Here is a 26,633-nt window from a genome sequence, read left to right as displayed (position 1 = left end):
TGAACATAGTACTATGCTTGTCGTCTCGCCAGCATCTGCCGTAAGTTGTTCTCGCCATGAAGATGCAAGGCTCCCACCGTAACCAAATATTTTCCTGCCGGTAAATGATGTAATTGCTCACTCCACTGGCAGTTACGCTCAGCCATTAAGGTTTGATAAATTTCTTCGCAAAATGTCATTGGTAATAGCGGATTTTGTTTCTCATCAGGCTGGTAATTCATCCACCAGCTAATCATGGTCTGTAACGCGCGGGCATTGGTGTGCCAATGGACGATTGTATCTTCCAGCAAAGAAAGCCCACCATTTGGTAGATTAGCGAGAAGGTTAACCTGCGCATCAGTCCCTTCTAACTCGATAATCGGTTTATTGATGGCCTTTGCGCTGTTTAGTAATTGGTAATCGATACCATATTGAGGATGTAATCCCAAATATTGGGCTTGGGCAGCTTGCAATATCAATGCAACTTGCCACGATGGCAACGGGTCCAGCCGTGTGACAGGATGTTGAATTTCCCGGCAATAGTGTTGTAAGCAGTCAAAATGTTCGGGGGATAAACGTTGTGACAGTTCGATTTGCTGAGGAAACGTTTCCCTGAAAGGGGAATCGGTTTGAGTGATATCGGCTTCAACAATCAGTGCATCCGCTTGTTCCAGTTGTTCCAACAATATTTCAGAAAGTGGGTACATACTTTTTGCACCCATATGAATGCTGCCAACAAGATGTAATTGTTTATTTTTATTTAAATTGATGTCGAACGCAGGATAGGGATAATGCCGCTGGGAATTGAGTCCTAATATATTACTGAAATATGTCATTAATTTTTCCATATTGCATACTCCCATCGTTGGCATTGAGCGGTATGCTAACCGGTTAATGGCTAACAAGAAAGGGAGAAAAGTGCGGGATAAAAAGCTAAACGAATATGTTTAGCTTTTCATGGGGGATATCAGATTTCCAGGATGCTAGATCAGGATTTAGGCTTAAAACGTAATAAGCGATTAGCGTTACTGACCACGGTAATTGAAGACAATGCCATAGCTGCACCTGCCACGACAGGGTTTAATAAGGTGCCGGTGAAAGGGTATAAAATACCGGCGGCAATTGGAATACCCAAGGTATTGTAGACAAATGCGCCAAATAGGTTTTGTTTCATATTACGCAATGTGCCTCTGGATAACTCAACAGCATCAGCAACCCCATGCAGGCTAGGGCGCATCAGGGTGAGGGTTGCGGTTTCTATGGCGATATCACTGCCACCGCCCATTGCGATGCCGACATCCGCTTGTGCCAATGCCGGCGCATCATTAATGCCATCACCGACCATCGCCACTTTCCGGCCTTCTGATTGAAGCGACTGAATGGCTGCGGCCTTGCCATCAGGCAAAACGCCAGCAATAACTTGGTCAATGCCCGCTTCTTGGGCGATCGCATTCGCCGTGGTGGGATTGTCCCCGGTCAACATGACCAAACGGTAGCCTTGGTGATGTAAGCGTTGCAGGGCAGAGACAGTATCCTGGCGTAAGGGATCGCGGATTGAAAAGAGAGCGGCGATTTTCCCATTGGCTGACAGAATAACCGGAGTTGTGCCTTTTTCTGCCTGTGCTGCAATGCGTGGACTTAATTCTGCGGTTTTGATCTGGTGGTGCTCAAGTAATTTTTGATTACCCAATAACAGCGTGATGTCGCCAATTTCCCCTTTAATCCCCAGCCCTGCGAGGGTGCGGAATGTTTGGACTTCGGGTAATGTTTGCCCTTCAACCTTCATCAAAATGGCTTTTGCCAAGGGGTGATTTGAGCCACTTTCCAATGCACCAGCCCAGAGCAATACCTGTTCTTCGGTGAAACCATTAAAGGTGTGGATCTCTGTCACTTGTGGCATGCCTTCAGTTAAGGTGCCGGTTTTGTCGAAGACAATCGTATCCAGTTGGCTGGCATGTTGCAGGGCATCTGCGTCACGCACCAAGACACCTAGTTCGGCTGCCCGACCCACCCCTGAGATGATGGACATGGGGGTTGCCAGCCCAAGAGCGCAAGGGCAGGCAATAATCAAGACGGTTGTCATGATAACCAGTGCGTACATGATTTGTGGGGCAGGGCCAACAAAATACCAGATGGCGCCAGCCAGCAGGGCGATAGCAACGACAACAGGCACGAATATTGATGATATTTTATCGGCCAATTGGCCGATTTCCGGTTTACTGCTTTGTGCCTGGCGAACTAATTTGATGATGCGTGCCAATGTCGTTTGGCTACCCACCGCATTGGCTTTAAACAGTACTGTACCATCCTGGACTACCGTACCAGCGTGGACAGTATCACCGGTTGATTTTTGTTGGGGAAGAGGTTCACCTGTCAGCATAGCTTCATCTAGCCAAACTGTGCCCTGTATAATTTCGCCATCGACCGGAACGCGATCTCCTGTTGTCAGGCGCAATATCATATCGGGTATAACATCGGCCAATGGCAGCGTTTTTTCGCCTTCATGGGTAACTACCCGTGCTGTTGGTGGTGTGAGATCCAATAATCGCTCAAGGGCTTTGGAAGAGCGTTGACGGGCACGTTGTTCTAACGCATGGCCGAGATTGACCAAACCAATGATCATGGCGCTGGCTTCATAATAAAGATGGCGGGCTTGGGACGGAAAAATCTCTGGCCACAAATTGACGCTAATTGAATAGAGCCACGCGACACCTGTACCCAGCGCGACGAGGGTATCCATTGTTGCGCTGCCGTTTTTTAGGCTTTGCCAGGCATTGCGGTAAAAATGCCCGCCGGCAAAGACCATGACAAATAGCGTCAACAACCCAATAGTGAGCCAGATAGTGTGATTTTCGGGTGTGAGTATCATGTTATCGCCTATCATTCCCCACACCATGACAGGCACCCCCAGCACTAACGCAAGGGCTGATTGCCAGCGAAAGCGGCGCATATTCGTTTGTGCCACTTGTTGCTGGCGCTCACGGCGTTCTGCTTCATCCTGAATGACTTCCGCGCCGTAACCTGCTTTGGTCACGGCTTCAACTAAGGCGTTTGGTGATACATGACCGGTGACCAATGCACTTCTGTCTGCGAGATTGACTCTGGCATGCTCCACACCATCAACGGATTGCAGCGCTTTTTGTACCTTGCTGACACAGCTTGCACAGCTCATACCATCCAGCAAAAGCTGAATACTGCCTTCATTATTATCACTCGCTTCATTTTGGTTAGTCGCTGCTACTACCGGCGTCGAAGGGCTTGCCGCTGCCAAAGACGCCGGGGTCTGTGGCAGCGGCTCCGTTTTTGGGAAATCGGCCTCTGCCGCTAATTCGGCGTGATAGCCGGCTTGTTCGACGGCATGAATTAAAGCGCTGCTCTCTGCTTTGCCATAGATTTTTGCTGATTGGGTATCAACTTCTGTCGCGATAACCCCTTCCACTGCATCTAATGCTTTTTGGGTCTTATTGGCACATTTCATGCAGTTTAAACCTGATAACCGCAAGACAACATCAGGTTGAGTGGCGATCGTGGCTTTGTAATTTTCGGCAACAATGGCGGCGATCAATTTATCAGATGAAACGTCACCGATCACTTTGGCATAATTGAGATTCACCTCCGTCAGTTCAACGCCGGATATTTTTTCCAGTGCTTTTTTGACCCTGCCGACGCAATGCATACAAGTTAAGCCTTGAAGTGCGAGAATGGTGGTTGTGGACATAACACTATCTCCTGATACAGAGTGATATACTGATTATTAAAGCTAAACCTTCCTGCAAGGGGAAGGTCAAGGGGGAAATGATGAATATCAGTGAAATTGCCCGTAAAACAGGTTTAAGCAGCAAGGCCATTCGGTTTTATGAAGAAAAAGATCTCATTACTGCGCCGGGGCGGGGAGATAATGGCTATCGTTATTACCAGCAAAAGCATATTGATGAACTGATACTCTTGCGTCAGGCGAAAGAGGTGGGGTTTACGTTGGAAGAGTGTCGTGAATTGTTGCGATTACTTCGCAATCCTTACCGCCACAGCGCAGACGTAAAAACCGCGACCCTGCAAAAAGTGGCAGAAATAGAAAAAACGATTTTAGAATTGCAGAAGATAAAGGAAAAATTACTGGCCTTGGTGGCTGAATGTCCTGGAGATGATGGAGCTGATTGCCCCATCATTGAGCATTTATCGGGTTGCTGCAAGCATTACCCGCGATGAGGGATTGGGCGTACTTTTAATGTGATCCCGTCGACCGCGATGACCTCCACTTCGGTGTTGGCCGGAAGCTCACGGTCACAATGAACGCGCCAACTGCCATCGGCTAGCTTGATTCGCCCAAAACCGTTTTCGGTATCCGTGATTAAACGGGCATGCATCCCAATTAACTGGTGGTTTTTCTGATTGAGAACCTTATCACTAGGCTTGCGTGGGCGATGGCGTAGCCAGCTACGCCATGCAATAACAGAAAGCAAGGTCAGCACAGCAAACAGAATACCTTGCAATTCCCAGCCCATATTAGGAAAAATCCATGTGATCAGCGCGACAACAACGGCGGCGCTTCCTGTCCACAACAGATATCCACCTGTTCCTAGCAATTCCGCAATCAGAAGCAGGCCACCAAAACAGAGCCAGAACCAGGCCGGCTGAGCAGCGATCTGTTCAATCATGACAATTTATCCTGTTTATCTGTGGTTATTTATCCTGCTTGCTTTTCTTACTTTCGCTAATTAATTCAGCAATACCGCCAATGGCGCCCATCAAATTGCTGGCTTCCAGTGGCATCATAATGACCTTGCTGTTATTTGAGGCACCAATGTTGGTGAGGGCATCAGTATATTTTTGGGCAATAAAATAGTTAATTGCTTGCATATCACCATTAGCAATAGCGTCAGAAACCATTTTGGTTGCACGCGCTTCCGCTTCTGCGGCGCGTTCACGGGCTTCCGCTTGAAGGAAAGCTGACTGGCGTTCACCCTCTGCTTTCAGGATTTGCGACTGTTTTTCCCCTTCCGCTTTCAGGATAGCTGCCTGACGAATACCTTCCGCCTCAAGAATGTCTGCCCGTTTAGTACGCTCTGCTTTCATCTGAGCGTTCATTGCGGAGATCAACTCCTTCGGTGGGCGCACATCGCGGATCTCAATACGCGTGATCTTGACGCCCCATGGGTTAGTGGCTTCATCGACGATTGTCAGTAACCGGCTGTTGATGGAATCGCGTTGGGACAGCATTTCATCCAGCTCCATCGAACCCAATACAGTACGGAAATTGGTCATCGTCAGATTGATGATGGACAGCTCCAGATTACTGACTTCATAAGCCGCGCGGACAGGATCGACAACCTGAATAAAGCAGACAGCATCAATGGTGACATTGGCGTTATCGCGGGAAATGACTTCCTGCGATGGGATATCCAGAACCTGTTCCATCATATTGATTCTGCGGCCGATACGATCAACAAATGGCATGATGATATGCAGGCCAGGCGTTAATGTACGGGTATAGCGCCCAAAGCGCTCAACAGTCCATTGGTAGCCTTGTGGAACGGTCTTGACACAGGTAAAGACAATAACAACAGCAACCACGATTAAAATCGGTACAGCACCAAAAGAGAGTAAATCCATAACAATTCCCTTATTAAGTTAATTATGGCGTCTATAAGTTTTCTTTACTTAATAGAGCAAAGAGTATACATGACGACGGTATTTAGAGGCCAGAACATCTCCAGTGCCCAGAGCAGAGAGAATATCCATCATTGTTTTTTTCACCGCACCCTCGGCAGCAGAAAGATCCTTTTTCAAAAAGCTCAATAACCATTCCAGAGCCTCTTCATTACGGCCAACTTCATGTAATTTCAATGCCAGTTGCACGGCTAATTCTGCATTCTCTGGTTGAGTTACCAACGCTTGTTGCAGTTGTCGAATCTCAGGTGAGTCAGCAGCCTCTTTCTGGGATTTAAGATGTTCGAGTAATTCATAATAACCTTCATCTTGTGCTTCTAATGGAATGGTATCCAGTATTTTTTGGGCTTCTTCAAGATGATTGAGTGACAGGTTCACTTGGGCTAGCAATAGGGTAATCTCTGTATCTTGCGGGTTTTCTTGATGGATTTCTTTCAGTAAAGGCAAGGCTTCTTGATCTTTGCCTTCAATCAGTAGCTCATTGACTTGCTCTAATGGTGATTTTTCCATTTGGGGAAGAAGCGTGGAAAAAATTTTTCTGATGGCGTCATCTGTCTGGATACCTTCAAAACCCTGAACAGGACGCGCTTCTTTTACAAACATGACGGTAGGCAGGCTACGCACACCAAATTGTGCAGCAAGATGGGAAAATGGGTCACAATTGACTTTAGCCAGCGTGAATTGCCCTGTGTATTCATGAGCTATTTTGTCAAGCGTAGTTTCTAATTCATGGCAATGTAGGTCTTGTGGAGACCAGAAGTAGAATACGACAAGCTGGTTAAGGGAGTGTTGCACAACTTGGGCAATATTCGATTCATCAATATTAATGATATGAGCAATATTATTGTTTGTATTCGCGGTTGGTTCCATGGAATTTTTCTCTGAGTCGTTGTAAGGTGATTATATGAATAAATAAGACTTGTTTGTCCGTTTTTCAATGCCTATTAACTTTGCCCGCGCACAATCCTATCGAGCCATTTCTCCGGCAGTAAGCGGCGCAACACTTTTACTGTATGAGTCAATAACGTAACGGAATAACGTAATTTCGGGTTAGGGCTTTCTAACGCATGAATGAGTTTAGAAACGACATCCTCAGGCATCAGCGTGAAACGTCGAACAAGGCCTGGATTCTCAACCGGATGATCTTGCTGGGTTTGATTGACATTCTTCGTGAAATGGGTATGGATTGGCCCCGGTTCTATCAGGCTGACTTTAATGCCTGTTTTAGCTAATTCACCACGTAAAGCATCTGACCAGGCTTCAAGCGCATATTTACTGGCAGCATAGGCTCCACGACCTGGTGTTGAGATCAATCCCATCACAGAGCTGGTCTGGACAATTCTCCCTGCACCATAAGCGCGTATGGCGGGCAGTAACTGGCACGTCAGTTGATGCGTGCCAAAGAAATTGGTGGAAAACTGTTTTTCCATCTGTTCGCGGGAGATACTTTCCAATGAACCGTAGACACCAAATCCCCCATTATTGAATAGCCCAAACAAACGACCGTTGGTTAATTCGATCACTTTTCTGGCTGCTCGCTCCACGCTTTCTTTATCATCTAAATCCAATTCAATGGGTTCGAACCCCAACTCACGCATATGAGCCAAATCAGAGGGCTTGCGGCAAGCGGCAAGCACGCGATACCCACGTTGATGGAGTGTCTTGGCTGCAACTAAACCGATCCCGCTAGAGCACCCAGTAATAAAAACCGCTTTTTGCATAACTTTACCTGTTCATCTGCATCAATTTATGGAAATAAATGATTTACTATTGAGAAATATATTGACTTAAGGAGAATTGATGTATATCGACAACTTTTTGGACATCCAATCGGCAATGAAAGGTTGGGCAGCCTGATTGGGATGTAGCCCATCATCTTGCATCCATTCTGGTTTGATAGCAACGTGCTCCATGAAAAAGGGTAGCAGAGGAATGTGGTTGCTTTCAGCAAGCGCTGGATAAATTTTGGCAAAGGATTCGGTATATCGCTTTCCATAATTAGGTGAAATTTGGATTTGCATTAACAACGGTTGTGCGCCGGCTTGTTTGATCAAAGTAATACTCTGTTGCAAATCTTGTTCTATGTTTTGAATAGGAAAACCCCGCAATCCATCATTTGCACCAAGCTCGATTAAAACCCATTTTGGATTGTGCTGTTGCAATAATTCCGGCAAACGCTCAAGGCCCTGTGCAACGGTATTGCCACTTATACTGCCGTTAACAAGGGCTGTTTTTTTGCCGGATTGTTGCCACTGTTTTGCCATGAGGGCAGGCCATGACTGCTCAATGGGCAAACGGTATCCGGCACTGAGGCTATCACCTAATATCAACAAAGTATTCGCCGCCGCTGCTCTTGCACTGCATAGCACCAACAACAAAAGGAAAAATACATGGCTGTAGAAAGTATTCTTAACGTTCATCATCTCACTAAACATGTCGGTCAAGGGGAACAGGTAATTAATATATTGCAGGGTATTGAGTTAGTTGTCGAGCCAGCCCAGACAATTGCATTAATTGGTGAATCAGGTTCGGGTAAATCAACGCTGCTGGGAATTATTGCTGGCTTGGATGATGGCAGCGCAGGAGAAGTTCATCTGTTGGGGCAGAATATCAGTCGCATGAATGAAGAGCAACGTGCGCAGTTAAGGGCAGAGAATGTGGGTTTTGTTTTTCAGTCATTTATGTTGATCCCCACCTTGAATGCATTGGAAAACGTCCAGCTTCCGGCACTATTACGTGGGGGATCGGAAAACCAAAGCCGCAAACAAGCCGTTGAATTACTCGAACAGCTAGGCTTGGGAAAACGCCTGAAACACATGCCAGCCCAGCTTTCGGGCGGGGAACAGCAGCGGGTAGCGTTGGCACGGGCGTTCTGTACCCGTCCCAAGATCCTGTTTGCTGATGAGCCAACGGGTAACCTTGATCGCCAGACCGGGGAGCGTATCGCCGACTTGCTGTTTTCCCTGAACCATGATTACGCCACGACATTGATTTTAGTGACGCACGACAGCCAACTGGCTGCACGTTGCCAGCGTCGTTTACGTTTGGTCGATGGAACATTGCGGGAGGAAGCATGATCTGGCGCTGGTTTTGGCGTGAATGGCGTACGCCTTCTCTCCTGATTGTTTGGTTATCCCTGACCTTAGCGGTGGCCTGTGTACTGGCATTGGGGCGTATCGGGGATCGCATTGATCAAAGTGTACATTACCAAAGCCGTGATTTTCTGGCCGGTGATCTTGTCTTAAGAGCCTCGTATCCCGTTGATGAAACCTGGCTACAAAGGGCACAAGAGCTAGGGTTGTCACTGAGTCGCCAAATCTCATTTTCGACCATGACGTATGCGGGGGATATTCCGCAACTGGCTCAGGTGAAAGCCGCAGATGCGCGTTATCCGCTGTATGGCGAGCTGGAAACCCATCCACACGGATTAAAACCGGAAAAAGGTTCGGTGTTGGTGGCGCCACGATTGTTGACACTATTGGGCGTTAAGGTTGGGGATAATATTGACGTGGGGGATACTACCTTAAAAATTAGCGGTGAATTGCTGCAAGAGCCTGACAGTGGTTTCAATCCCTTCCAGATTTCCCCCCGAATTTTGATTAATATCGATGATGCCCAGGCAACCGGGGCGATTCAACCCGGCAGTCGCTTAACTTACCGCTATATGTTTGCGGGATCTCTCGCCGCCATCCAATCATTCCAACAATTTGTTGAACCGCAATTAAAGGCCGATCAACGCTGGTTGACGTTGAAACAGGATAATGGCGTCATGGCTCAATCCATTGAACGTGCCCAGCAATTTTTACTGCTGTCAGCTTTGTTGACGTTACTCCTTGCTGTTGCGGCTATGGCAGTTTCTATGGCGCATTACTGCCGCAGCCGACATAACCTGATTGCCATCCTGAAAACATTAGGGGCAGGGCGTTGGGGCTTGCGTCAGTGGATCATTGGGCAATGGCTGGTCATCTTGCTTGCTGCCATGGTGGTCGGCTCCCTTTTAGGTTTGGCTTTTGAATCCGCATTGATTCGAATTTTGGCCGGGATGTTACCTAAGCTGTTACCGGCGGCGGGCATGTGGCCGTGGGTATGGGCGATAGGTGCTTTGTTTGGTATTGCGGTGTTGGTCGGTATTCGCCCTTATCGCCAGCTTATGGCGACTCAGCCTTCACGGGTATTGAGAAGTGATGTAACAGCATCCATCTGGCCATTACGTTATTATTTGCCCGCAGTGGCATTAATAATAACGGGAGGATTGGTATTACTGGCAGGCACTCACCCTTTGTTATGGTCATTATTAGCGGGAGTGCCGATTGTCGCGTTGTTTTTGGCGTTATTGGGCTGGGGGGGATTATGGTTGCTGCGTCGTGTGACATTCCGTCAGTTAAGCCTGCGTCTGGCGGTCAATCGGTTACTATGCCGACCCTTTCAGACCATGACCCAATTGGCGGCATTTTCCCTGTCATTCATGTTGCTGGCTTTGCTTATCATGGTCAGGGGCGATTTATTGAATCAATGGCGGCAGCAATTACCCCCGGACAGTCCCAATTATTTCCTGCTCAATATCGCCCAACCGCAAATCGCCCAAGTTAACGACTTGCTGGCCAAATATCAGGTAAAACCTACCGATTTTTATCCCGTGGTGTTGGCGCGTTTGACCGAAGTGAACGGGCAATCTGCGCTGGACTGGGCGAATGAAAAACAGCCTAATAGCACGACAGTACGTCGCGAGCTGAACTTAACCTGGAAAACAGAACTGCCCCCTTTCAATACCCTGATGGCGGGAAGCTGGCCACCCAAACCAAACGAAGTTTCGATGGAACAAAGTGTCGCTGAGCGGTTGCAAATTAATCTGGGCGATAGGCTCACCTTCACCGGAGATACCCGAACGTTTCAGGTGACGGTCAGCAGTATTCGCAAGGTGGATTGGGAGAGTATAAACCCGAATTTCATTTTTATTTTTGCCAAAGAGACATTGGAAAATCAGCCCAAAATGTGGCTGACCAGTTTCCATTATACAGGAGATGGCGGTTTGTTAACGGAAATTAACCGCCATTTCCCGACCATCAGTATTCTGGATATTGGTTCGATACTTAAACAAGTACAAGGCATCTTGCAGCAAGTTAGCAAGGCTTTGGAAATTATGGTTATTTTAGTGATGGTTTGTGGCGGATTGCTGCTATTGGCACAAATTCAGGTCGGTATGAGCCAACGACAACTTGAATTGGTGGTATACCGCACATTGGGGGCAAGCAAAAAACTTTTGCGTCGTACATTGTGGAGTGAATTTGCCCTGCTTGGTTTTATGGCAGGTTTAGCGGCGGCATTGGGTGCGGAAATGGCGCTTGGGTTGTTGCAGACCCAGGTCTTTGACTTTCCGTGGCAACCGCAATGGCAGATGTGGTTGCTGCTGCCTGTCATCAGTAGCTTACTGCTCTCCCTGTGTGGTGGCTGGTTAGGAATTAGGTTATTACGCGGACAAGGGCAATATCGACGCTTGCCTGACTAATTCCCACATCTTTGATAAACCTCGTTGGTTTAAACGAGGTTTATCAATCCCCCGCCCGCGATGATCAGGCAAATGCTTCCCTGAATGTTGGCAGTCAAGCGCCCGATTTTGTCGATAAGGCGCATTCAGTGGCGATTCTTGCTCAGTTCATTTTTTCCTATTCAGTAAATGGGGCGTTTCCAACTAGCGGTTTTCTTATTTTATGGGCGGGGGGCTTCATCATTAATGTGACGACAAGTACAACAAATACGGGGATAGCCATCATCAAGAACGCAGCGGTAAAACTGCCTGAATAATCCTTGATGACACCTGCCAAAAAAGGCGCCAGACAAGCCAACGTCGATATCAGGTTCATGATAGAAAACAGCTCCAGATAAGGCTTGCGGCCAAAATAGTTAGCCAACAACACACTGGATGCGAGGAAGGTCATGCCATACCCCATCCCGACACACAGCGTAAATGCAATCAGGAACGGCCATGAAGAGGCGAGACTCAGGGCAATCAGGCCAAGTATAATAACGGACAGGCTACTAACCAGTAACTTTTTCGGTTCTACCCATTCCCCAACTGCGCCGCCGGCTAAGCGGGAAAACGCATTGATAAAAGCCATTATACTCAATAACCCCGCGGCGATAGCTTCGCTGAAACCATTTTCAATCATATGGGCAACGGCAAAACTATTGACGGTAATGCCACACCATAAAAAGGCAGTGTAAGTTGCAGCAATCACATAGAACTGCCATGTCCGTAATGCCTGATGTGCAGTCCAACGTTGCCTGGTGCGATAAATGCTGGGCGTATCCTGATTGTTATGTTTCTGGTTTACCGCCTTGGCGTGGGCAATTTCCCGTTTTCCCTCCCGCAGCGTCATTATCGTCAGGATAACGAAAACCGAGAGGATAATGGCGGAAATCATCCAGTGCATGCGCCAGGTTCCCCAAACACGGGTCGCCAGAAAATAGATCCACGGGCCAATGACTCCCCCCAATCCGCCTATCGTGAAGTAAAAACCAAAAGCAAGGGATTGTTTCTCATATAGCCGTGAAATCACATAAGTGCCCGGCACTGTCGCCAGAAAAGTAAAACCGACACCCATTAAAGCCGTACCGATAAAATAGGATGAAATAGCGTATGTATGATAAAGGTTGTAGAAACCTGCCAGAAAAATCAGCAGGCCGATAAACAGGGTGAAACGCACGCCAATTTTACGAATAAATACCGTTGGCAGAAAACTGGATAGCCCGCAAGTCAGGCCAAGCAGCGTGAACCCTAACCCTGCATTTGTCCAACTCCAGCCCAGTTCATGAATCATACTCGGCAGGACAACACCCAATGACGTAAAGGTTGTTGCTGTGGATAGAAAATAGACCATGCCTAAAAGTATCAGCAAAACCCACTGATAAGTACGCCCGAATTTGTCGTGTTGAATGGACATTGTGACCCCATTGAAGGATATAAACCATTAAAAACGGCTCTATTTTATGTGTTTATGAGAAAAAGCTGTACCGAATAAACACACCATAGCTAAATTGATTCGTGCGAAAGCCGGGCGTATCTTTTATTTTACTTGATGATAAGTATTGTTCTAATGAACATAAGGTTTGTTATTCAACAAGATTATTCTTACTTCAGAAAAGGGGATAGTGATGTATACAGGCATTGTACAAGGTAAAGAAAGGGTATTATCACTTAATAAAAAGAATGGATTTAGCACACTCATTATTAGCAATCACAATCATTTTTTTGATGATGTTACGGTCGGAGCCAGTGTCGCCATTGATGGCACATGCCTGACGGTTACCCAATTTAGTGGCGATAGCGTTTTTTTTGATATCTCTGACTTTACTGCCGATACCACCACGTTAAAGTTCCTCTCCATTGGGGATGAAGTCAACATCGAACGCTCACATCTGATGCATAAAGAAAATGGCGGGCACAATCTTTATGGGCATATAGAGGGCATGGCAGAAGTCGTCGAGTTTACGGCAACGGGTGAAACTTATCGGTTGGTTCTTCGGCTTCCTCAGGACAACATTAAGTATTTTTTCCTGAAAGGTTTTATTGGCTTGCAGGGTTGTAGTTTAACCATCAACGGTATTGATGAAGAAAACAAGACCATTGCATTAAACTTGATCCCAGAAACATTAAGAATAACCAATCTCAGCAAGATAAAAGTCGGTGATTTCCTCAATTATGAAATAGATCAAACGACAAGAACCATTGTCGATACACTATCCCGAACATTATCAAGAATGCAGTAATCTTTAATCGAACTGGAAATAGGAAGTGGTCGTTGATTTTCATCATGACCACTTTCTAGAGTGAACTCAGTTTAATGTATCTTGTGCCCACTTAAGGCTGCTTTGATATTCTGTTGGTAATAGCGAGGCTAACGTTTGCAACGTTGTTTTCAATATTCCCTTATCCGCATGAACCACATTTAAGTGGCCAACCTTACGCACTGGACGAACATCTTTTTCATACCAATGCAAACGAACCAGTGGCAAACTCAGCCAGGCGGGATTCACCTCTGTGCCGATCAGATTGATCATGACGGAGGGGGCGAAGATTTCGGGTTGTGGCATGGGGAGATTCAAGATCGCCCGTAGATGAAGTTCAAACTGGCTGATAGAGGCGCCGTTTTGCGTCCAGTGACCGCTATTATGAACTCGTGGAGCCAATTCATTGATCAACAACTTATCGCCAACAATAAAGCATTCCATCGCCATCACGCCAATATAGTTCAGGTGATTCATGATGGCAGACAGCATCTGCTCTGCTTGCTGCTGAAATGGCTTATCGGCGCAATTATCAGGTAACGCAACGCTGGTACGCAAAATACCTTCCTGATGCAAATTGTGGGTCAAGGTATAGAATACGGATTCCCCTTTGGCATTGCGGGCACCCACCAGCGAGACTTCACCCGAAAACGGTATCCCCTGTTCGACAATACATTCACCATAAATTTCCGGTGGCAGCGTTGTTTCATCACCCGGCCGGATACGCCATTGGCCACGCCCGTCATAGCCTCCTGTCCGTCGTTTAACGATGATGAAATTGCCTAATTCCGCAAAGAGCTGTGGCCATTGGTCAGGGGCTGAAAGCAGTTTCCACGGCGCGGTCGCCAGACCTAACGTATCCATAAGCTGCTTTTGCGGCAAACGATCCGCCAGTTGCGGAAAAATATCGCGATTGATAAAAGCCTGATGATGAGCCAGTTCGCGGGTTAATGCGGTTTCGGGCCAACGCTCAATTTCTGCGGTGATAATGCTGCTTTGATAAGGCACGGCTTCCGGTTCGGCATCCAACCCAACGGGATAAACAGCAATCCCTAATGGCTCTCCAGCTTGACGCAACATTCTGCCCAACTGTCCATTTCCCAATACACAAACCGGCTTCATGCACCCTCCCGCGGATCTGGGTTATCCAAAACGGCTTGGGTTTGGGTACTGCGCCAGTCTGACAGACGCTGTAACAGCGCATTATCATGCAAAGCCAGCACTTGGGCGGCCAGCAATGCGGCATTTGCTGCGCCTGCTTTGCCGATAGCCAGCGTACCAACGGGGATGCCCTTTGGCATTTGGACGATAGAATACAGGCTATCGACACCGCTAAGCGCAGCGCTTTGTACAGGAACCCCAAACACAGGCACCAGCGTTTTGGCTGCCAACATGCCGGGTAAATGTGCCGCCCCGCCGGCGCCCGCGATAATTACGGCAAAACCGTTTGCCTTCGCGTGTTCCGCGAAATGAAAAAGTTTATCCGGCGTTCGGTGTGCCGAAACGATTTCAACGTGAAAAGGAATAGCGAGTTCGGTCAAGATATCGGCGGCATGCTGCATTGTGGCCCAGTCACTTTTAGAACCCATGACAATGGCAATTTTGGCGTGGTTTTGGGTTTCTATTTCCATTGGGGAAGTCATTGTTGGGGGAATAGTTGTAGTGGGATCAGAGCGGGACGTCATAAATCAGATGCTCCTGTATTGGGTGTCTACCAGAACAAAGATGAAATTTCAGACGGCGGATCATATCATGCTCATTGCACAAGGAAAACGTTTGCGTGGCTTGATTTGTCGATTTTTACAAAATAAGTAAACAGGTTTAGAAGGGGAAGGATATCAATTCAATAGCCGCTTCTGTGACTTTGAACATCGAACCTTGGTTATGCCATGCCCCTAATACACCGCGATGCACGGTTTTATCGCCAATCTGAATATCGTGTATTGCTGGACGATGGGTATGCCCATGAATGATCCAACCAACCTGGTATTTTTTAAAGTGCTCAATCACAGCCTCTTGATTGACATCCATAATTGATGCGGATTTTTGGCTGTTGGCATATTGGCTATTTGCCCGCATTTTGGCGGCAATTTTTAAGCGGATAAACAAAGGGAGAAACAGGAATAACCGCTGTATCCACGGAGTGTGTACTCGTTTACGATATTGCTGATAGTCGACATCATCGATGCATAGCGTATCACCATGTAAGATCAGAATACGTTTACCGTACAATTCCAGCACTTTCTCCTGTGGTAGCAAGATCAAACCGCTTTCTTTAGCAAAACGGGAGCCAAGCAAAAAATCACGATTGCCATGAATGAAATAACAGGGGATGCCTTTTTGTTTCAGTTCATTAAGTGCCTGGGCGATTTTAGCATGTAATGGGTTGGGGTCATCATCACCAATCCAGTAATCAAAAAAATCACCGAGAATATAAAGACTCTCAGCATGAATCGCCTCTTCACGTAAAAAACGCAGAAAACCGGCAATAATTGCCGGTTCTTGTTCACTGAGATGCAAGTCTGCAATAAACAACGTATTCATATAGCGATGATTCTCTAAACGACAATTATTCGCTAACAGTCACACGTTCAACGATCACATCTTCATGTGGTACATCTTGGTGCATACCGCTACGACCCGTGGAAACACCTTTGATTTTATCAACCACGTCCATGCCTTCAACAACTTCGGCAAATACGCAATAACCCCATCCATCTGGACGTTCTGAACGGAAGTTCAGGAAATCGTTATCGACAACGTTAATGAAGAACTGGGCAGTTGCAGAGTGTGGATCATTGGTACGTGCCATCGCGAGGGTGCCACGGCTATTTTTCAGGCCATTGTTGGCTTCGTTTTTGATAGGGGACTTAACCATTTTCTGCTTCATGCCGGGTTCAAAGCCACCGCCTTGGATCATGAAGCCATTGATAACACGATGAAAAATTGTGTTGTCATAAAAACCTTCTGAGCAATAACTCAGGAAGTTTTCAACAGTTACAGGCGCTTTATCAGCGAATGTCTTGATTACGATATCGCCAAAATTGGTGTGGAAAGTCACCATAATAGAAATCCTAATAATAGTTTTGGTTAACCCTGTATCTAGGGGGTTCTGAACAACCGCTGTTATATCATATCTCAGATTTCGAGTCAGTACTTGGAGGCGGTATCAGAACAAGGTAGCTTGTGGCACTTGCAAAGCATTGCGTATCAGGGTGAAATACCTTGTCTGGCTTCTCTACATTTTCGTTTATTTATCTTGCTGATAAAGAAGCCTATAATCAGTCAATTCATTTGATTTTATTACACGTACAGTCATTTTTACGGAAAACCCACTGATGCTAAAAATTTTCAATACTCTCAGTCGTCAAAAAGAAGAATTTAAGCCGATTCACGCAGGAAAAGTGGGCATGTACGTGTGTGGCATTACCATTTATGACTTATGCCATATCGGTCATGGTAGGACATTTGTGGCATTTGATGTTATTGCCCGTTATCTGCGTTATCTGGGGTACGATCTGACGTATGTCCGTAATGTTACGGACGTGGATGATAAAATTATCAAACGTGCAATCGAAAATAATGAAAGTTGCGACGATTTAACTGCACGCATGTTGGCAGAAATGTACAGCGATTTTGATGCATTAAATATCCTGCGTCCTGATTTAGAACCTCGCGCAACACAACATATCCCAGAGATTATTGCTATCACGGAAGAACTGATTAAACGTGGACACGCTTATGTTGCCGCTAATGGTGATGTCATGTTCTCCATTGACACTAACCCTGATTATGGGCTGCTGTCTCGCCAGGATTTGGATCAATTACAGGCTGGCGCCCGTGTTGAAGTGGCAGATGTAAAACGTAACCCAATGGATTTTGTACTATGGAAAATGTCCAAGCCGGGTGAGCCGAGCTGGCGTTCTCCGTGGGGTGCCGGTCGGCCGGGGTGGCATATTGAATGTTCCGCCATGAATGGCAAGACGCTGGGTCACCACTTTGATATCCACGGCGGGGGGGCAGATTTGATGTTCCCGCACCATGAAAATGAGATCGCCCAATCAACGTGTGCCCATGATGGCCCTTACGTCAATTATTGGATGCATTCCGGCATGGTCATGGTGGATAAAGAGAAGATGTCCAAGTCGTTGAACAACTTCTTCACCATCCGTGATGTGCTGGAATACTACGATGCTGAAACCGTACGTTATTTCCTGTTGTCCGGTCACTATCGCAGCCAGTTGAATTATACGGAAGAAAACTTGAAACAGGCCCGCACTTCTCTTGAACGTCTGTATACTTCCCTGCGTGGCATGGATAAATCCGCCCAGCCTGCTGGTGGAGAAGCGTTTGAAGCCCGTTTCATTGAAGCGATGAACGATGATTTCAACACACCAGAAGCGTATTCAGTTTTGTTTGATATGGCGCGTGAGCTTAATCGTCTGAAAACAGAAGACATGGCTGCGGCTAACGGTCTGGCCGCCAGCATGCGTCAATTGGCGGGGCTTCTCGGTCTGTTGGAACAAGATCCAGAACACTTTTTACAAGGTGGGGCTAAGGCGGACGACGACGTCGCCCAAATTGAAGCACTCATCAAACAGCGTAACGATGCCCGTAAAAATAAAGAGTGGGCATTGGCTGATGCGGCGCGTGACCAGTTAAATGAAATGGGAATTGAGTTGGAAGATGGTTCCCAAGGAACAACATGGCGCCGTAAGTAATCGATTTTGGCTTTATTGAACACCAGAACCGCCCCTTCGATGGGCGGTTCAATTTTTATCGTATTTGCGCTTTCACAGCGAAATTTTTTAGTTGGAATACTGAGTTGTATCAGTGAGCAGAATCAAAACTGAGAGTTTTATCGATGGTTATTGAGATGCTCAGGATAGAAAGCATTTCCAGCGTGATAGGTGACTTTTCCAGAAACAGCATCCCGTTTCATTGCAATAAAAGAAGTATTACTCAGGTGCTCGGGTATTTGATGTGTGTTATCACTGGAAGCCGGATTAAGAAGAGAAATCTTTACTCTGCGTTTAGCATTACTTAACTTATAAGACAAACCTAACAACCTTCTTGCAGCTCTATTACTTAACATAATTAACTCCGTTTCAGTTGTACATAAGATCCCCAGTATAGCAACTCATTAGAAAATTGATATGATTGTTTATCAATATATCGACAATGTCACATATCCTGTAGATAAACCCAGATAAATTTGCCGCCTGAATCATTAATACGACGACACCTATTATTACCCTTGTATTATGTGCTTGTGGGATTTGTCTGGTTTTTTGTATTAAAATAAGTTGTAAATCAGGATGGTAACGATATTTACTAATAACATCGGCGTTATGATTGACATCATATTGCCTAAATATTTATATACCAATCCAACTTCAAGTTGCAGTTTGCAAACCAATGGAAGTGCTTATATCTCCCCGCTGCGCGGGAGATATAAAACGCATCTTGAAAGGCGACGGGTATATATCACCTTGTGCTGATTGATATAAATGAAAAATAAAAGAGAATTAAATTCTATTTATAAAAAAACAGCACCTTAAATATATAAATACATCAGGTGCTGTCTTTCCGAACAGTGTAGTATTAGTGGTAATGTTTATTCACTGAGTGACTCTTCAACGCGAACAGATTCACCATTAAAGGTAACCACCTTACCGGCGGTAATCTTGCAGCGTTTGCGAGTTTCGAGTTGACCATCAACCTGTACCAAACCCTCTGCAATCATGGCTTTCGCCGCAGCACCACTCTCACACCACCCTTGAAATTTCAGTAAATCGCATAACTCGACATAAGGGTGACCATCTAAATAAAAAATTTCCATTAATAACCTTCAGTTGTATCCACATCATGATATTCCTCGCAAGCCTGCAAGGTATTTTGAATCAATGTTGCAACAGTCATCGGACCGACACCACCCGGTACAGGGGATATCCAAGCTGCGTGTTCGGACGCCTTATCGAAATCCACATCACCAATGACTTTGCCATTTTCCAGCCGATTAATGCCAACATCAATGACAATCGCACCCGGCTTAATCCATTCACCAGGAATAAAGTTTGGCTTGCCAACAGCCACGACCAGTAAATCAGCCTGTTCAACATGTTGACGTAAGTTTTTGGTAAAGCGATGGGTGACTGTCGTTGTACAGCCCGCCAACAGCAATTCCAGACTCATTGGGCGGCCAACAATATTGGAAGCACCGATAATAACTGCATTTAGCCCATAGGTATTAATCTTGCAGCGTTCAAGCAGAGTGACAATGCCACGGGGAGTACAAGGGCGCAGCCTGGGCGCGCGTTGACACAGACGGCCGATATTATAGGGGTGGAAACCATCGACATCCTTATCGGGACGAATACGTTCCAGTACCTTGACATTATCAATGCCGGCAGGCAAAGGGAGTTGAACCAAAATACCATCGATTTGCGCATCGGCATTCAGGTCATCTATCAGGGAAAGTAATTCAGCTTCGCTGGTCGTATCAGGTAGATCATAAGAGCGGGACATAAACCCAACTTCTTCACAAGCGCGGCGTTTGCTGGCGACATAAATTTGGGAAGCAGGGTTTTCTCCCACTAAAACGACAGCAAGACCTGGCGCTCGTTTTCCGCTGGCAACGCGCAGCCTGACTTTTTCTGCAACTTCGCTTCTGATTGTCTGCGCAATCGTTTTCCCATCAATAATTTTTGCTGACATGTAGTTAAGATTCCATTATTAAGTATAGGAATGGGTGCTATTTTGTCAGAACATGAACCGCCTGTCAGTTTTATTAATAATCATAAAATGAACATATGAGCGAAAAGGGCATTGACTCATTCCATTATGCCCGTATAATCCGGTGCTGCATTAAGGCATTAATAATGTTTCTTATTCTGCATCCCCTAATGCGCCCTTAGCTCAGCTGGATAGAGCAACGGCCTTCTAAGCCGTAGGTCACAGGTTCGAATCCTGTAGGGCGTACCATCCTTTAATATCTTATCGTCTTCCAAAGTCCACAAAACTCCAGTAAATACGCAGTATTAGCCATTCTTCGTTCTCCCGTAGTCTAGTAAGGTATGTTGAAATCTACGATCTTATGGGGGTATATTTAGGGGTACGTTCAGGTTCAATGAAGTGAGATACCCCCAAATGAAGCTAACAGCCCGACAGGTGGACACTGCAAAGCCGAAAGAAAAACCCTACAAACTTGCCGATGGCGGCGGATTATATCTATTGGTTAACCCAAATGGCTCTCGTTATTGGCGGTTAAAGTATCGGATCGCAGGCAAAGAAAAATTGCTCGCATTGGGGGTATATCCTGATATATCTCTCGCAGAAGCAAGAAATAAGCGAAATGAGGCAAGGAGAACGCTATCAGGTGGTAGTGATCCGCTTGAGGAAAAGAAAGCTGAAAAAGTCGCCAGAGCTTTTGCGGTCAATAATAGTTTTGAGTCCATCGCCATTGAGTGGCACGAACATAAGCGCCCTAATTGGTCAAAAGGATATGCCGAAGACATTCTGGAATACCTGCGAAAAGATATTTTTCCCTATGTTGGGAAACGTGCTATTACTGATATCAAACCCGCTGACATGTTAGCCGTTCTCCGAAAGATGGAGCAACGCGGCGTGTTAGATAAATTGAAAAAAACCAGACAAGCATGTCGGCAAATTTTCACATATGCCGTTATTACAGGACGAGCAGAATTCAATCCCGTTACTGATCTTGCCAGCGCGCTTAAGGCACCAAAGCAAAAACACTTCCCACACCTTTTAGCAGATCAAATGAATGACTTCCTGATAGCCTTGAATGATTATAGTGGAAGTAAGGTTACTCAATCAGCTACATGTTTGCTGATGCTTACTGGAGTGCGTACCATCGAATTGAGAGAATCAGAATGGACTGAATTCGATTTAGATAAAGATATCTGGCAAATACCTGCCGAACGTATGAAGATGCGCCGTCCTCACATCGTACCGCTATCAAATCAGGTTAAAGCTATTCTTATTAAGTTACACGCTATTACAGGGCGCGGGAAATATGTTTTCCCTGGTCGTAATGATGCGGGTAAGCCAATGAGTGAAGCCGCCATTAATCAGGTTCTTAAGCGTATTGGTTATGATGGCAGGGCAACAGGCCACGGATTCCGCCACACTATGAGTACAATTTTGCATGAACAGGGCTATAACACCGCATGGATTGAGACACAGCTTGCTCATGTTGATAAGAACAGTATCAGAGGAACATACAATCACGCCCAATATTTGGATGGTCGTAGGGAAATGTTGCAATGGTATGCCGACTATATGGATGTACTCGAACAAGGCGAAAATGTATTACATGGCGAATTTAAGAAGCGCGCTTAATTGGGTGAATAAACAACAATAGTTGTCGTTCAATATATAACTACTTAAGGTTATTTTTAATCATAAGTAGTTATGTCTGTAAACTGTAAGATATATTACATTCTTTGTATGAAGCAAGTTACTATTCCAACGTGATGATCTCACATTATAAATTCGGTTTAATTACTCCTGTTCTAATAACATCCAGAAACATCAAATATGGACAAACTAACAGGGGAAACTATATGTCAACAATTACCACATCTAAAGAAAGTCTTATTCGCTTGTCCGAGGTTCAACGCAGAACGGGTTACAGTAAAGCGTGGATTTACAAACTCATTGAAGAAGATAAATTTCCGAAGCAAGTCAAAATTGGCACTCGCTCAATAGCTTTTATTGAGTCAGAAATTGATAGCTGGATAGCTCAACGTATCGCTGAATCTCGCGGTGAGATGATGTAATGAAAAAATACATCTCACCAACCGACGAACAGAGGAAATATATTCTTTCTGCTTATGGTGAATCTGAAAGAAGAATAAGGGAAACAGAACGAAAAAGATTAACGAGTATATCAAGAGGACATTGCTATAAATTAGAAGCCTTGGGTTTATTTCCTCCACGTTGTCATTTTGGGCGTAATTCCTGTGCGTGGCTTTTAAGTGATATTTTATGGTGGATACGCAATCCTCCAAAAGTAGAAAACGTAAACAACCCATATAGCCGAAAAGCACAGTAAATAAAGAAAAATCATGAAAAATAAAAAGACGGATAATAACCGTTACGGATATCCCTACGCCAAAAATAAGAAAAGTGATATTTCAATTATTTCTATAGTGATTAGTTGGAAGGAAAAGGATAGCACCGTGAATGCTATCCTTGGTGTGATCTATTTGCCCTCTTTGAAAGAGAAAAGATTGATTCAACTTTTAACTTTACGCTTCTCTAATTTGATCTTTTTTTCACAGGCATCAATAACCCATGCTGAGAAATTAGAATTTGGATTTATAGACTTATCACCATCCACATATGTATTGATTTCATCAAGTAACTCATGCGGAAAGCGGATGCCTTTTGTTGTTGAACGATTATTTTTATATCCCGTAGCCATAGTGAATTCTCATAGTTGGTGTACTAACACTATACCCGAAAAAATTGAAATTAAAACACTTGACGTGTTTGTACACCAAAGTGTAAGGTGTTTGTGCACTAAGAATTATTTGATTAGTGAAAATAACAACGCCTCGAAGTGCTGGAACACTGTCGAGGCGTCTAACCACAACGTAAAAGAGACTTACGCTATGGCTGACATACAGCATAACCAAACTCGCCTTAAATTTACATTCTTAATTGCATCCGGCACTCAGCGGCTGGCTAATATGTCCTCTTTGATCTTCGCATTACGTCAGGGGGCATACCATGAGTAATAAACCTATCTCACTAAAACAGGCGCTATATCGTGCAGGTTTGGGTATTTCACTGTTCACGTTCATTACCAAAAAAGCCAAAGGTGAATGCGAAATCAATTTAAATAATCTGATTGCATTGGCGCACGGCATTCATCAGGAGGTTCACCGCGCCCTGTTGAAACATGCTCCGCAGCCACCGATGAATAAATTATTAAATTGCATTGTATACAGGAAATCCGACCCATTAGGTCAGGCTTCATTTCGTGCGGGATTATGTACCTCTTTATATGAGGTTATTCTTGAACAGGCCAGCCAACACTGTTCGGAAGAGTTACACGATTTGCTTTCACTGGCCTGTGATATTAATCAGGAAGTCTACTATTCGCTTTATGCAGCGGTTAATGGTGAGGACGAGTGATCATGAGTCAGGGAAATAATAATCAGAAAAGCCGCCCATTAGATGTTATTCGAACAGTGAAGACATCAGCCATCAATCGTTGGCAAAGCCTGTTGCCTGCTTGTGGTGTTGATATTCCGGCAAAAGGCAAACACGGCGCTTGCCCAATCTGCGGCGGTACAGACCGTTTTCACTTTATGGATGATAACCATCATGGCGATTGGCATTGTCGCCAGTGTGATGAGCCGAGTTACGGTGATGGGCTGGATTTGGTGGCAAGAACCAAAGGGATCACGGTCTTTGCAGCGGCTAAGCTGGTGGCGAATGTGTTGGTAATGCCTTTACCTGAACCTAAGCCCACCAAAGCACAACCACGAACAGTGAAATCTATTGCTGAACGCATCGCAACAATGCTCGCTACAGCTATTACGGGCGAATCTCAATATCTGGTGAAAAAGGGGCTGCAATGCCCCAATCAACGGTTATTGAAAGATGGTGCTTTATTGCTGGTGACTCAGATGCTGGACGGCACAATCACGGGTGCGCAGACCATCAAGCCAAACGGTGAAAAACGACTTGTTTCAGGGACTCAGAAGAAAGGCAGTTTTATTCCCGTGTCAGAGATTACCGGAACGTCCGATACCTTTATCATTGCTGAGGGTTATGCAACGGCGTTAACTGTCAGTCAGTTACATGAAGGCATGGTACTGGCGGCAATTGATGAAAGCAATTTACTCACGGTTGCCGAACTGGTCAGAGCGCAGTGGCCAGACGCAAAAATTATTCTTGCCGCTGATAATGACTGGCATGAGCAAGGCGAACAGGACAAAAACGGTAGGCTAAAAAAGAATGTCGGCAAGATAGCGGCAGAAAAGACCGCTATAGCGATTAACGGCTGGGTAACACTACCGCCTACGGAATTAAAATCTGATTGGGACGATTATCGCCAGCATCACGGCATTAAGGCAGCAAAGCAGGCATTCAGTAACGGGTTATATCAGGTTGGGGAGAAAAAACTCATGGAAGCAGAAGCGGTGGTTATTCACGAAACGAAGCCAAAGAAGACCAATAACAATCTGGCACAAATGGCAGCCAGCCAACGCGGGGCGCTGTTGGTTGAATATTACAGAAAAATTGCGGTCAATCCTGAAAGTGAAATGGCCTATCGTTATAACGGTGCAACATGGGAAAGCGTGTCGGATAGCGAACTGCGTCGCGCAATGGTTGCCATCTTCGACCAGCACGAAACACCTTACAGCCCGAACGGCATTAATAACGCGATCAGTGCGATGAAATTACAAATTCCTGTCATTGGTGAACCGAAACGGGAGTTAATCGGATTCAGTAATGGTGTGTATGATTTATCGGTACAGGCGTTTAAACCCCACGCCCCTGAGCATTGGCTTATGAACCATAATGGGATAGCATTCACAGAATCGGTAGCCGGGGAAAATATCCGGCAACACGCTCCGTATTTCTATCAATGGCTGTCTCATGCGGCTGGAAATAATAATGAAAAAATGGCGCGTATCAATGCGGGTTTATTTATGATCCTGGCAAACCGTTATGACTGGCAGTTATTTATTGAGGTCACAGGTGAAGGCGGTAGCGGTAAAAGTGTGTTTACTTATATTGCGACTTTATTAGCAGGTGAACACAATACCGCCAGTGGGAATATGAAAGCGCTGGATGAAGCCAGAGGGCGTTATCAGTTTGTCGGGAAGAGCCTGATTACATTGCCTGATCAGGTTAAATATGTCGGTGAGGGCGCAGGCATCAAGGCAATTACAGGCGGCGATCTGATTGAAGTTGACGGGAAATATGAAAAACAATTTTCCACCATTATTAAAGCCGTGGTATTAGCCACCAATAACGAACCGATGAGCTTTACAGAACGTAATGGCGGGATTGCACGGCGGCGGGTGATATTCCCGTTTAATATTCCGGTCAAAGAATCAGAAAAAGACCCGGAATTATCGGAGAAAATCAGCCGGGAACTGCCTGTGATTATCCGTCATTTATTGAACAAATTTGCCGACCAGAATAAGGCTAAAAAGCTGCTACAGGCGCAACGCGATTCTAACGAAGCACTCTTGGTGAAAAGTAACTCCGATCCGCTGTATAATTTCTGTGCTTATTTGGTCTCGTTGGGGAAAGAGCTAGGCATGAAGATGGGGAATAAAAATATTCATCCCAGAGCACCCAGAATATACCTTTACCATGCCTACTTGTCTTTTATGGAAGCCTATGGGTTTGACAGGCCACTCACATTAACGAAATTCGGGGATTCCCTGCCTAAAGTAATGCAGGAATATAAGAAGGACTACCGGAAATTCAAAACCAAAAAAGGCTATTATTACAATATTGATTTAACGGACGAGGCGAATGAATGGCTTCCGGCTGTGCCTGAACCAGCGAATAAATAACCTGCCCTGTATAAACTTTTTATGCTTAACTGTACACCCTATGCAACAAAAATCATAATTTGTTGAATTTAAATATAAAAACAGGGTTAATAGTTATCCTTTAACTATACACCCACTATTCACCCTGTTCATTTTTCTGAATAATTAAAGGAGCATAGTACGGATAGTCGATGGACACGGTATCCAACTTAAAAAATCATTTATTTTCAATTTATTAACTGATTTGTGGATAGGGTGCACAGTTGAAGGGCGTAAAAAGATTTTTAGGGGACTCTCTTTGGCAGGTAAATAAAAGCCAGACAAATCAGAGAAAGCATAAGTAGTGTATCAGTTTTATTTTTTGGTATTACCTGAAATTTAAATGATGTAATTATCTGGTTTTATTTAAGAACAGACGTTAATCACAATTTCATTGATGGACTTTTATTCAGACTGGAATCCATAAATAATCCTGTTGTATCCTGTTTCATTCATCTGATATTTATCGGCAGTCAGATCACAGGAGACAAGATGTCACACGTTATCTACTTATCACTCAAAGGCAAGAAACAAGGATTAATTTCAGCGGGATGTTCAACGCCTGAATCCATTGGCAATCGTTATCAGACAGGCCGGGAAGAGGAGATACAG

27 protein-coding genes and 1 tRNA gene are annotated in these 26,633 nt (G+C 45.3%); 12 read left to right on the top strand and 16 right to left on the bottom strand.

Annotated elements, in window-relative coordinates; translation table 11 throughout:
• Positions 1–11: 11 nt before the first annotated feature.
• A complete protein-coding gene (locus tag Xkoz_RS13260; protein WP_099142614.1) occupies positions 12–827 on the bottom strand; it encodes a TraB/GumN family protein in 816 nt (271 codons plus the stop codon).
• A 140-nt stretch (positions 828–967) separates the two neighbouring features.
• On the bottom strand, positions 968–3,697 hold the full coding sequence (gene copA / locus Xkoz_RS13255; protein WP_099142613.1) for a copper-exporting P-type ATPase CopA: 2,730 nt from the start codon (positions 3,695–3,697) through the stop codon (positions 968–970).
• A gap of 80 nt (positions 3,698–3,777) precedes the next feature.
• Here copA and cueR point away from each other — a divergent pair, with 80 nt between their 5' ends.
• Entirely contained in the window at positions 3,778–4,185 is a 408-nt protein-coding gene (gene cueR, locus Xkoz_RS13250; RefSeq protein ID WP_099142612.1) for a Cu(I)-responsive transcriptional regulator, read from the top strand.
• Here cueR and Xkoz_RS13245 read toward each other — a convergent pair.
• The 5 genes from Xkoz_RS13245 to tesA all read right to left on the bottom strand — a co-directional run bounded on the left by Xkoz_RS13245 (position 4,173) and on the right by tesA (position 8,066).
• Positions 4,173–4,634 carry an NfeD family protein gene (locus Xkoz_RS13245; protein ID WP_099142611.1) on the bottom strand — a complete coding sequence of 154 codons (462 nt, stop codon included), beginning with the start codon at positions 4,632–4,634 and terminating at the stop codon, positions 4,173–4,175. The genes cueR and Xkoz_RS13245 overlap by 13 nt on opposite strands.
• A 25-nt stretch (positions 4,635–4,659) precedes the next feature.
• The gene (locus Xkoz_RS13240; RefSeq protein WP_099142610.1) at positions 4,660–5,589 is read right to left on the bottom strand and encodes an SPFH domain-containing protein; all 930 of its coding nucleotides are present in this window, start codon (positions 5,587–5,589) and stop codon (positions 4,660–4,662) included.
• A gap of 48 nt (positions 5,590–5,637) precedes the next feature.
• Complete coding sequence (locus Xkoz_RS13235; protein ID WP_099142609.1) at positions 5,638–6,516, bottom strand: co-chaperone YbbN; 879 nt, start codon at positions 6,514–6,516, stop codon at positions 5,638–5,640.
• Positions 6,517–6,590: 74 nt separating this feature from the next.
• A complete protein-coding gene (locus Xkoz_RS13230) occupies positions 6,591–7,367 on the bottom strand; it encodes an SDR family oxidoreductase (protein ID WP_099142608.1) in 777 nt (258 codons plus the stop codon).
• Positions 7,368–7,433: 66 nt separating this feature from the next.
• Positions 7,434–8,066: a multifunctional acyl-CoA thioesterase I/protease I/lysophospholipase L1 gene (gene tesA / locus Xkoz_RS13225; RefSeq protein ID WP_208615268.1), complete on the bottom strand. Its 633-nt coding sequence runs from the start codon at positions 8,064–8,066 to the stop codon at positions 7,434–7,436.
• Here tesA and ybbA point away from each other — a divergent pair.
• Together ybbA and ybbP are read left to right on the top strand one after the other, a co-directional pair.
• On the top strand, positions 8,037–8,723 hold the full coding sequence (gene ybbA / locus Xkoz_RS13220; protein ID WP_099142606.1) for a putative ABC transporter ATP-binding protein YbbA: 687 nt from the start codon (positions 8,037–8,039) through the stop codon (positions 8,721–8,723). The genes tesA and ybbA overlap by 30 nt on opposite strands.
• Positions 8,720–11,152, top strand: a complete 2,433-nt coding sequence (gene ybbP, locus Xkoz_RS13215) for a putative ABC transporter permease subunit YbbP (RefSeq protein WP_099142605.1) — start codon at positions 8,720–8,722, stop codon at positions 11,150–11,152. Before ybbA ends, ybbP begins: the two co-directional genes overlap by 4 nt.
• A gap of 157 nt (positions 11,153–11,309) precedes the next feature.
• Here the strand turns inward: ybbP and Xkoz_RS13210 are convergent, their stop codons facing one another.
• Entirely contained in the window at positions 11,310–12,587 is a 1,278-nt protein-coding gene (locus Xkoz_RS13210) for an MFS transporter (protein ID WP_099142604.1), read from the bottom strand.
• A gap of 211 nt (positions 12,588–12,798) precedes the next feature.
• Between Xkoz_RS13210 and Xkoz_RS13205 the strand changes: the two genes are divergently transcribed.
• Positions 12,799–13,413, top strand: a complete 615-nt coding sequence (locus Xkoz_RS13205) for a riboflavin synthase subunit alpha (RefSeq protein WP_099142603.1) — start codon at positions 12,799–12,801, stop codon at positions 13,411–13,413.
• A gap of 66 nt (positions 13,414–13,479) precedes the next feature.
• Here the strand turns inward: Xkoz_RS13205 and purK are convergent, their stop codons facing one another.
• From purK to ppiB, 4 genes are all read right to left on the bottom strand, one after another.
• Positions 13,480–14,553, bottom strand: a complete 1,074-nt coding sequence (purK, locus tag Xkoz_RS13200) for a 5-(carboxyamino)imidazole ribonucleotide synthase (protein WP_099142602.1) — start codon at positions 14,551–14,553, stop codon at positions 13,480–13,482.
• The gene (purE, locus tag Xkoz_RS13195) at positions 14,550–15,062 is read right to left on the bottom strand and encodes a 5-(carboxyamino)imidazole ribonucleotide mutase (RefSeq protein WP_422646060.1); all 513 of its coding nucleotides are present in this window, start codon (positions 15,060–15,062) and stop codon (positions 14,550–14,552) included. The genes purK and purE overlap by 4 nt, the downstream gene beginning before the upstream one ends.
• Before the next feature lie 190 nt (positions 15,063–15,252).
• Positions 15,253–15,975, bottom strand: a complete 723-nt coding sequence (gene lpxH, locus Xkoz_RS13190; protein ID WP_099142601.1) for a UDP-2,3-diacylglucosamine diphosphatase — start codon at positions 15,973–15,975, stop codon at positions 15,253–15,255.
• Between the two features lie 25 nt (positions 15,976–16,000).
• Positions 16,001–16,495: a peptidylprolyl isomerase B gene (gene ppiB / locus Xkoz_RS13185; RefSeq protein ID WP_099142600.1), complete on the bottom strand. Its 495-nt coding sequence runs from the start codon at positions 16,493–16,495 to the stop codon at positions 16,001–16,003.
• A gap of 274 nt (positions 16,496–16,769) precedes the next feature.
• Here ppiB and cysS point away from each other — a divergent pair, with 274 nt between their 5' ends.
• Positions 16,770–18,152, top strand: a complete 1,383-nt coding sequence (gene cysS / locus Xkoz_RS13180) for a cysteine--tRNA ligase (protein WP_099142599.1) — start codon at positions 16,770–16,772, stop codon at positions 18,150–18,152.
• A 137-nt stretch (positions 18,153–18,289) separates the two neighbouring features.
• On the opposite strand, the gene sra is transcribed toward cysS, so the two are convergent.
• The 3 genes from sra to folD all read right to left on the bottom strand — a co-directional run bounded on the left by sra (position 18,290) and on the right by folD (position 20,148).
• Positions 18,290–18,526, bottom strand: a complete 237-nt coding sequence (sra, locus tag Xkoz_RS13175; protein WP_099142598.1) for a stationary-phase-induced ribosome-associated protein — start codon at positions 18,524–18,526, stop codon at positions 18,290–18,292.
• Positions 18,527–19,048: 522 nt separating this feature from the next.
• On the bottom strand, positions 19,049–19,273 hold the full coding sequence (gene ybcJ / locus Xkoz_RS13170; protein WP_099142597.1) for a ribosome-associated protein YbcJ: 225 nt from the start codon (positions 19,271–19,273) through the stop codon (positions 19,049–19,051).
• Positions 19,273–20,148: a bifunctional methylenetetrahydrofolate dehydrogenase/methenyltetrahydrofolate cyclohydrolase FolD gene (gene folD, locus Xkoz_RS13165; RefSeq protein ID WP_099142596.1), complete on the bottom strand. Its 876-nt coding sequence runs from the start codon at positions 20,146–20,148 to the stop codon at positions 19,273–19,275. The genes ybcJ and folD overlap by 1 nt, the downstream gene beginning before the upstream one ends.
• A gap of 190 nt (positions 20,149–20,338) precedes the next feature.
• On the opposite strand from folD, the gene Xkoz_RS13160 reads away from it, so the two are divergent.
• The 4 genes from Xkoz_RS13160 (at position 20,339) to Xkoz_RS13145 (ending at position 22,510) form a co-directional block, all read left to right on the top strand.
• Positions 20,339–20,415 (top strand) — tRNA-Arg (locus tag Xkoz_RS13160).
• Positions 20,416–20,580: 165 nt separating this feature from the next.
• A complete protein-coding gene (locus tag Xkoz_RS13155) occupies positions 20,581–21,795 on the top strand; it encodes a tyrosine-type recombinase/integrase (RefSeq protein ID WP_099142595.1) in 1,215 nt (404 codons plus the stop codon).
• A 224-nt stretch (positions 21,796–22,019) separates the two neighbouring features.
• Positions 22,020–22,235 (top strand): helix-turn-helix transcriptional regulator, encoded by a 216-nt coding sequence (locus tag Xkoz_RS13150; RefSeq protein ID WP_046973901.1) that lies wholly within the window; start codon positions 22,020–22,022, stop codon positions 22,233–22,235.
• On the top strand, positions 22,235–22,510 hold the full coding sequence (locus Xkoz_RS13145) for an AlpA family phage regulatory protein (RefSeq protein ID WP_071880963.1): 276 nt from the start codon (positions 22,235–22,237) through the stop codon (positions 22,508–22,510). The genes Xkoz_RS13150 and Xkoz_RS13145 overlap by 1 nt, the downstream gene beginning before the upstream one ends.
• Before the next feature lie 183 nt (positions 22,511–22,693).
• Here Xkoz_RS13145 and Xkoz_RS13140 read toward each other — a convergent pair whose 3' ends face one another.
• Positions 22,694–22,882, bottom strand: coding sequence for a YlcI/YnfO family protein (locus Xkoz_RS13140; RefSeq protein ID WP_092521422.1), 189 nt, complete (start codon positions 22,880–22,882; stop codon positions 22,694–22,696).
• A gap of 190 nt (positions 22,883–23,072) precedes the next feature.
• Here Xkoz_RS13140 and Xkoz_RS24100 point away from each other — a divergent pair, with 190 nt between their 5' ends.
• Genes Xkoz_RS24100 through Xkoz_RS13130 form a run of 3 tightly spaced genes read left to right on the top strand, consistent with a single transcriptional unit; the run spans position 23,073 to position 26,003 of the window.
• Entirely contained in the window at positions 23,073–23,198 is a 126-nt protein-coding gene (locus Xkoz_RS24100; protein ID WP_279627410.1) for a hypothetical protein, read from the top strand.
• Positions 23,191–23,598, top strand: a complete 408-nt coding sequence (locus Xkoz_RS21950; RefSeq protein ID WP_208615267.1) for a hypothetical protein — start codon at positions 23,191–23,193, stop codon at positions 23,596–23,598. Before Xkoz_RS24100 ends, Xkoz_RS21950 begins: the two co-directional genes overlap by 8 nt.
• A gap of 2 nt (positions 23,599–23,600) precedes the next feature.
• Complete coding sequence (locus Xkoz_RS13130) at positions 23,601–26,003, top strand: primase-like DNA-binding domain-containing protein (RefSeq protein WP_099142594.1); 2,403 nt, start codon at positions 23,601–23,603, stop codon at positions 26,001–26,003.
• Positions 26,004–26,633: the final 630 nt, after the last annotated feature.

The sequence above is a fragment of the Xenorhabdus kozodoii genome, from assembly GCF_002632875.1.
Lineage (GTDB): Bacteria > Pseudomonadota > Gammaproteobacteria > Enterobacterales > Enterobacteriaceae > Xenorhabdus > Xenorhabdus kozodoii.
This window is presented reverse-complemented; position numbering and strand designations above follow the sequence as displayed.

Bases quoted from the DNA above. Each gene is read 5' to 3' on its own strand.
- folD (WP_099142596.1), bottom strand. From the start codon at position 20,148: ATGTCAGCAAAAATTATTGATGGGAAAACGATTGCGCAGACAATCAGA.
- cysS (WP_099142599.1), top strand. From the start codon at position 16,770: ATGCTAAAAATTTTCAATACTCTCAGTCGTCAAAAAGAAGAATTTAAG.
- Xkoz_RS13210 (WP_099142604.1), bottom strand. From the start codon at position 12,587: ATGTCCATTCAACACGACAAATTCGGGCGTACTTATCAGTGGGTTTTG.
- tesA (WP_208615268.1), bottom strand. From the start codon at position 8,066: ATGAACGTTAAGAATACTTTCTACAGCCATGTATTTTTCCTTTTGTTG.
- purK (WP_099142602.1), bottom strand. From the start codon at position 14,553: ATGAAGCCGGTTTGTGTATTGGGAAATGGACAGTTGGGCAGAATGTTG.
- Xkoz_RS13150 (WP_046973901.1), top strand. From the start codon at position 22,020: ATGTCAACAATTACCACATCTAAAGAAAGTCTTATTCGCTTGTCCGAG.
- Xkoz_RS21950 (WP_208615267.1), top strand. From the start codon at position 23,191: ATGAGTAATAAACCTATCTCACTAAAACAGGCGCTATATCGTGCAGGT.
- Xkoz_RS13205 (WP_099142603.1), top strand. From the start codon at position 12,799: ATGTATACAGGCATTGTACAAGGTAAAGAAAGGGTATTATCACTTAAT.
- ybcJ (WP_099142597.1), bottom strand. From the start codon at position 19,273: ATGGAAATTTTTTATTTAGATGGTCACCCTTATGTCGAGTTATGCGAT.
- Xkoz_RS13240 (WP_099142610.1), bottom strand. From the start codon at position 5,589: ATGGATTTACTCTCTTTTGGTGCTGTACCGATTTTAATCGTGGTTGCT.
- copA (WP_099142613.1), bottom strand. From the start codon at position 3,697: ATGTCCACAACCACCATTCTCGCACTTCAAGGCTTAACTTGTATGCAT.
- lpxH (WP_099142601.1), bottom strand. From the start codon at position 15,975: ATGAATACGTTGTTTATTGCAGACTTGCATCTCAGTGAACAAGAACCG.
- cueR (WP_099142612.1), top strand. From the start codon at position 3,778: ATGAATATCAGTGAAATTGCCCGTAAAACAGGTTTAAGCAGCAAGGCC.
- purE (WP_422646060.1), bottom strand. From the start codon at position 15,062: ATGGAAATAGAAACCCAAAACCACGCCAAAATTGCCATTGTCATGGGT.
- Xkoz_RS13140 (WP_092521422.1), bottom strand. From the start codon at position 22,882: ATGGCTACGGGATATAAAAATAATCGTTCAACAACAAAAGGCATCCGC.
- Xkoz_RS13260 (WP_099142614.1), bottom strand. From the start codon at position 827: ATGGAAAAATTAATGACATATTTCAGTAATATATTAGGACTCAATTCC.
- Xkoz_RS13130 (WP_099142594.1), top strand. From the start codon at position 23,601: ATGAGTCAGGGAAATAATAATCAGAAAAGCCGCCCATTAGATGTTATT.
- Xkoz_RS13245 (WP_099142611.1), bottom strand. From the start codon at position 4,634: ATGATTGAACAGATCGCTGCTCAGCCGGCCTGGTTCTGGCTCTGTTTT.
- ppiB (WP_099142600.1), bottom strand. From the start codon at position 16,495: ATGGTGACTTTCCACACCAATTTTGGCGATATCGTAATCAAGACATTC.
- Xkoz_RS13155 (WP_099142595.1), top strand. From the start codon at position 20,581: ATGAAGCTAACAGCCCGACAGGTGGACACTGCAAAGCCGAAAGAAAAA.
- Xkoz_RS24100 (WP_279627410.1), top strand. From the start codon at position 23,073: ATGGCTGACATACAGCATAACCAAACTCGCCTTAAATTTACATTCTTA.
- Xkoz_RS13230 (WP_099142608.1), bottom strand. From the start codon at position 7,367: ATGCAAAAAGCGGTTTTTATTACTGGGTGCTCTAGCGGGATCGGTTTA.
- Xkoz_RS13235 (WP_099142609.1), bottom strand. From the start codon at position 6,516: ATGGAACCAACCGCGAATACAAACAATAATATTGCTCATATCATTAAT.
- Xkoz_RS13145 (WP_071880963.1), top strand. From the start codon at position 22,235: ATGAAAAAATACATCTCACCAACCGACGAACAGAGGAAATATATTCTT.
- ybbA (WP_099142606.1), top strand. From the start codon at position 8,037: ATGGCTGTAGAAAGTATTCTTAACGTTCATCATCTCACTAAACATGTC.
- ybbP (WP_099142605.1), top strand. From the start codon at position 8,720: ATGATCTGGCGCTGGTTTTGGCGTGAATGGCGTACGCCTTCTCTCCTG.
- sra (WP_099142598.1), bottom strand. From the start codon at position 18,526: ATGTTAAGTAATAGAGCTGCAAGAAGGTTGTTAGGTTTGTCTTATAAG.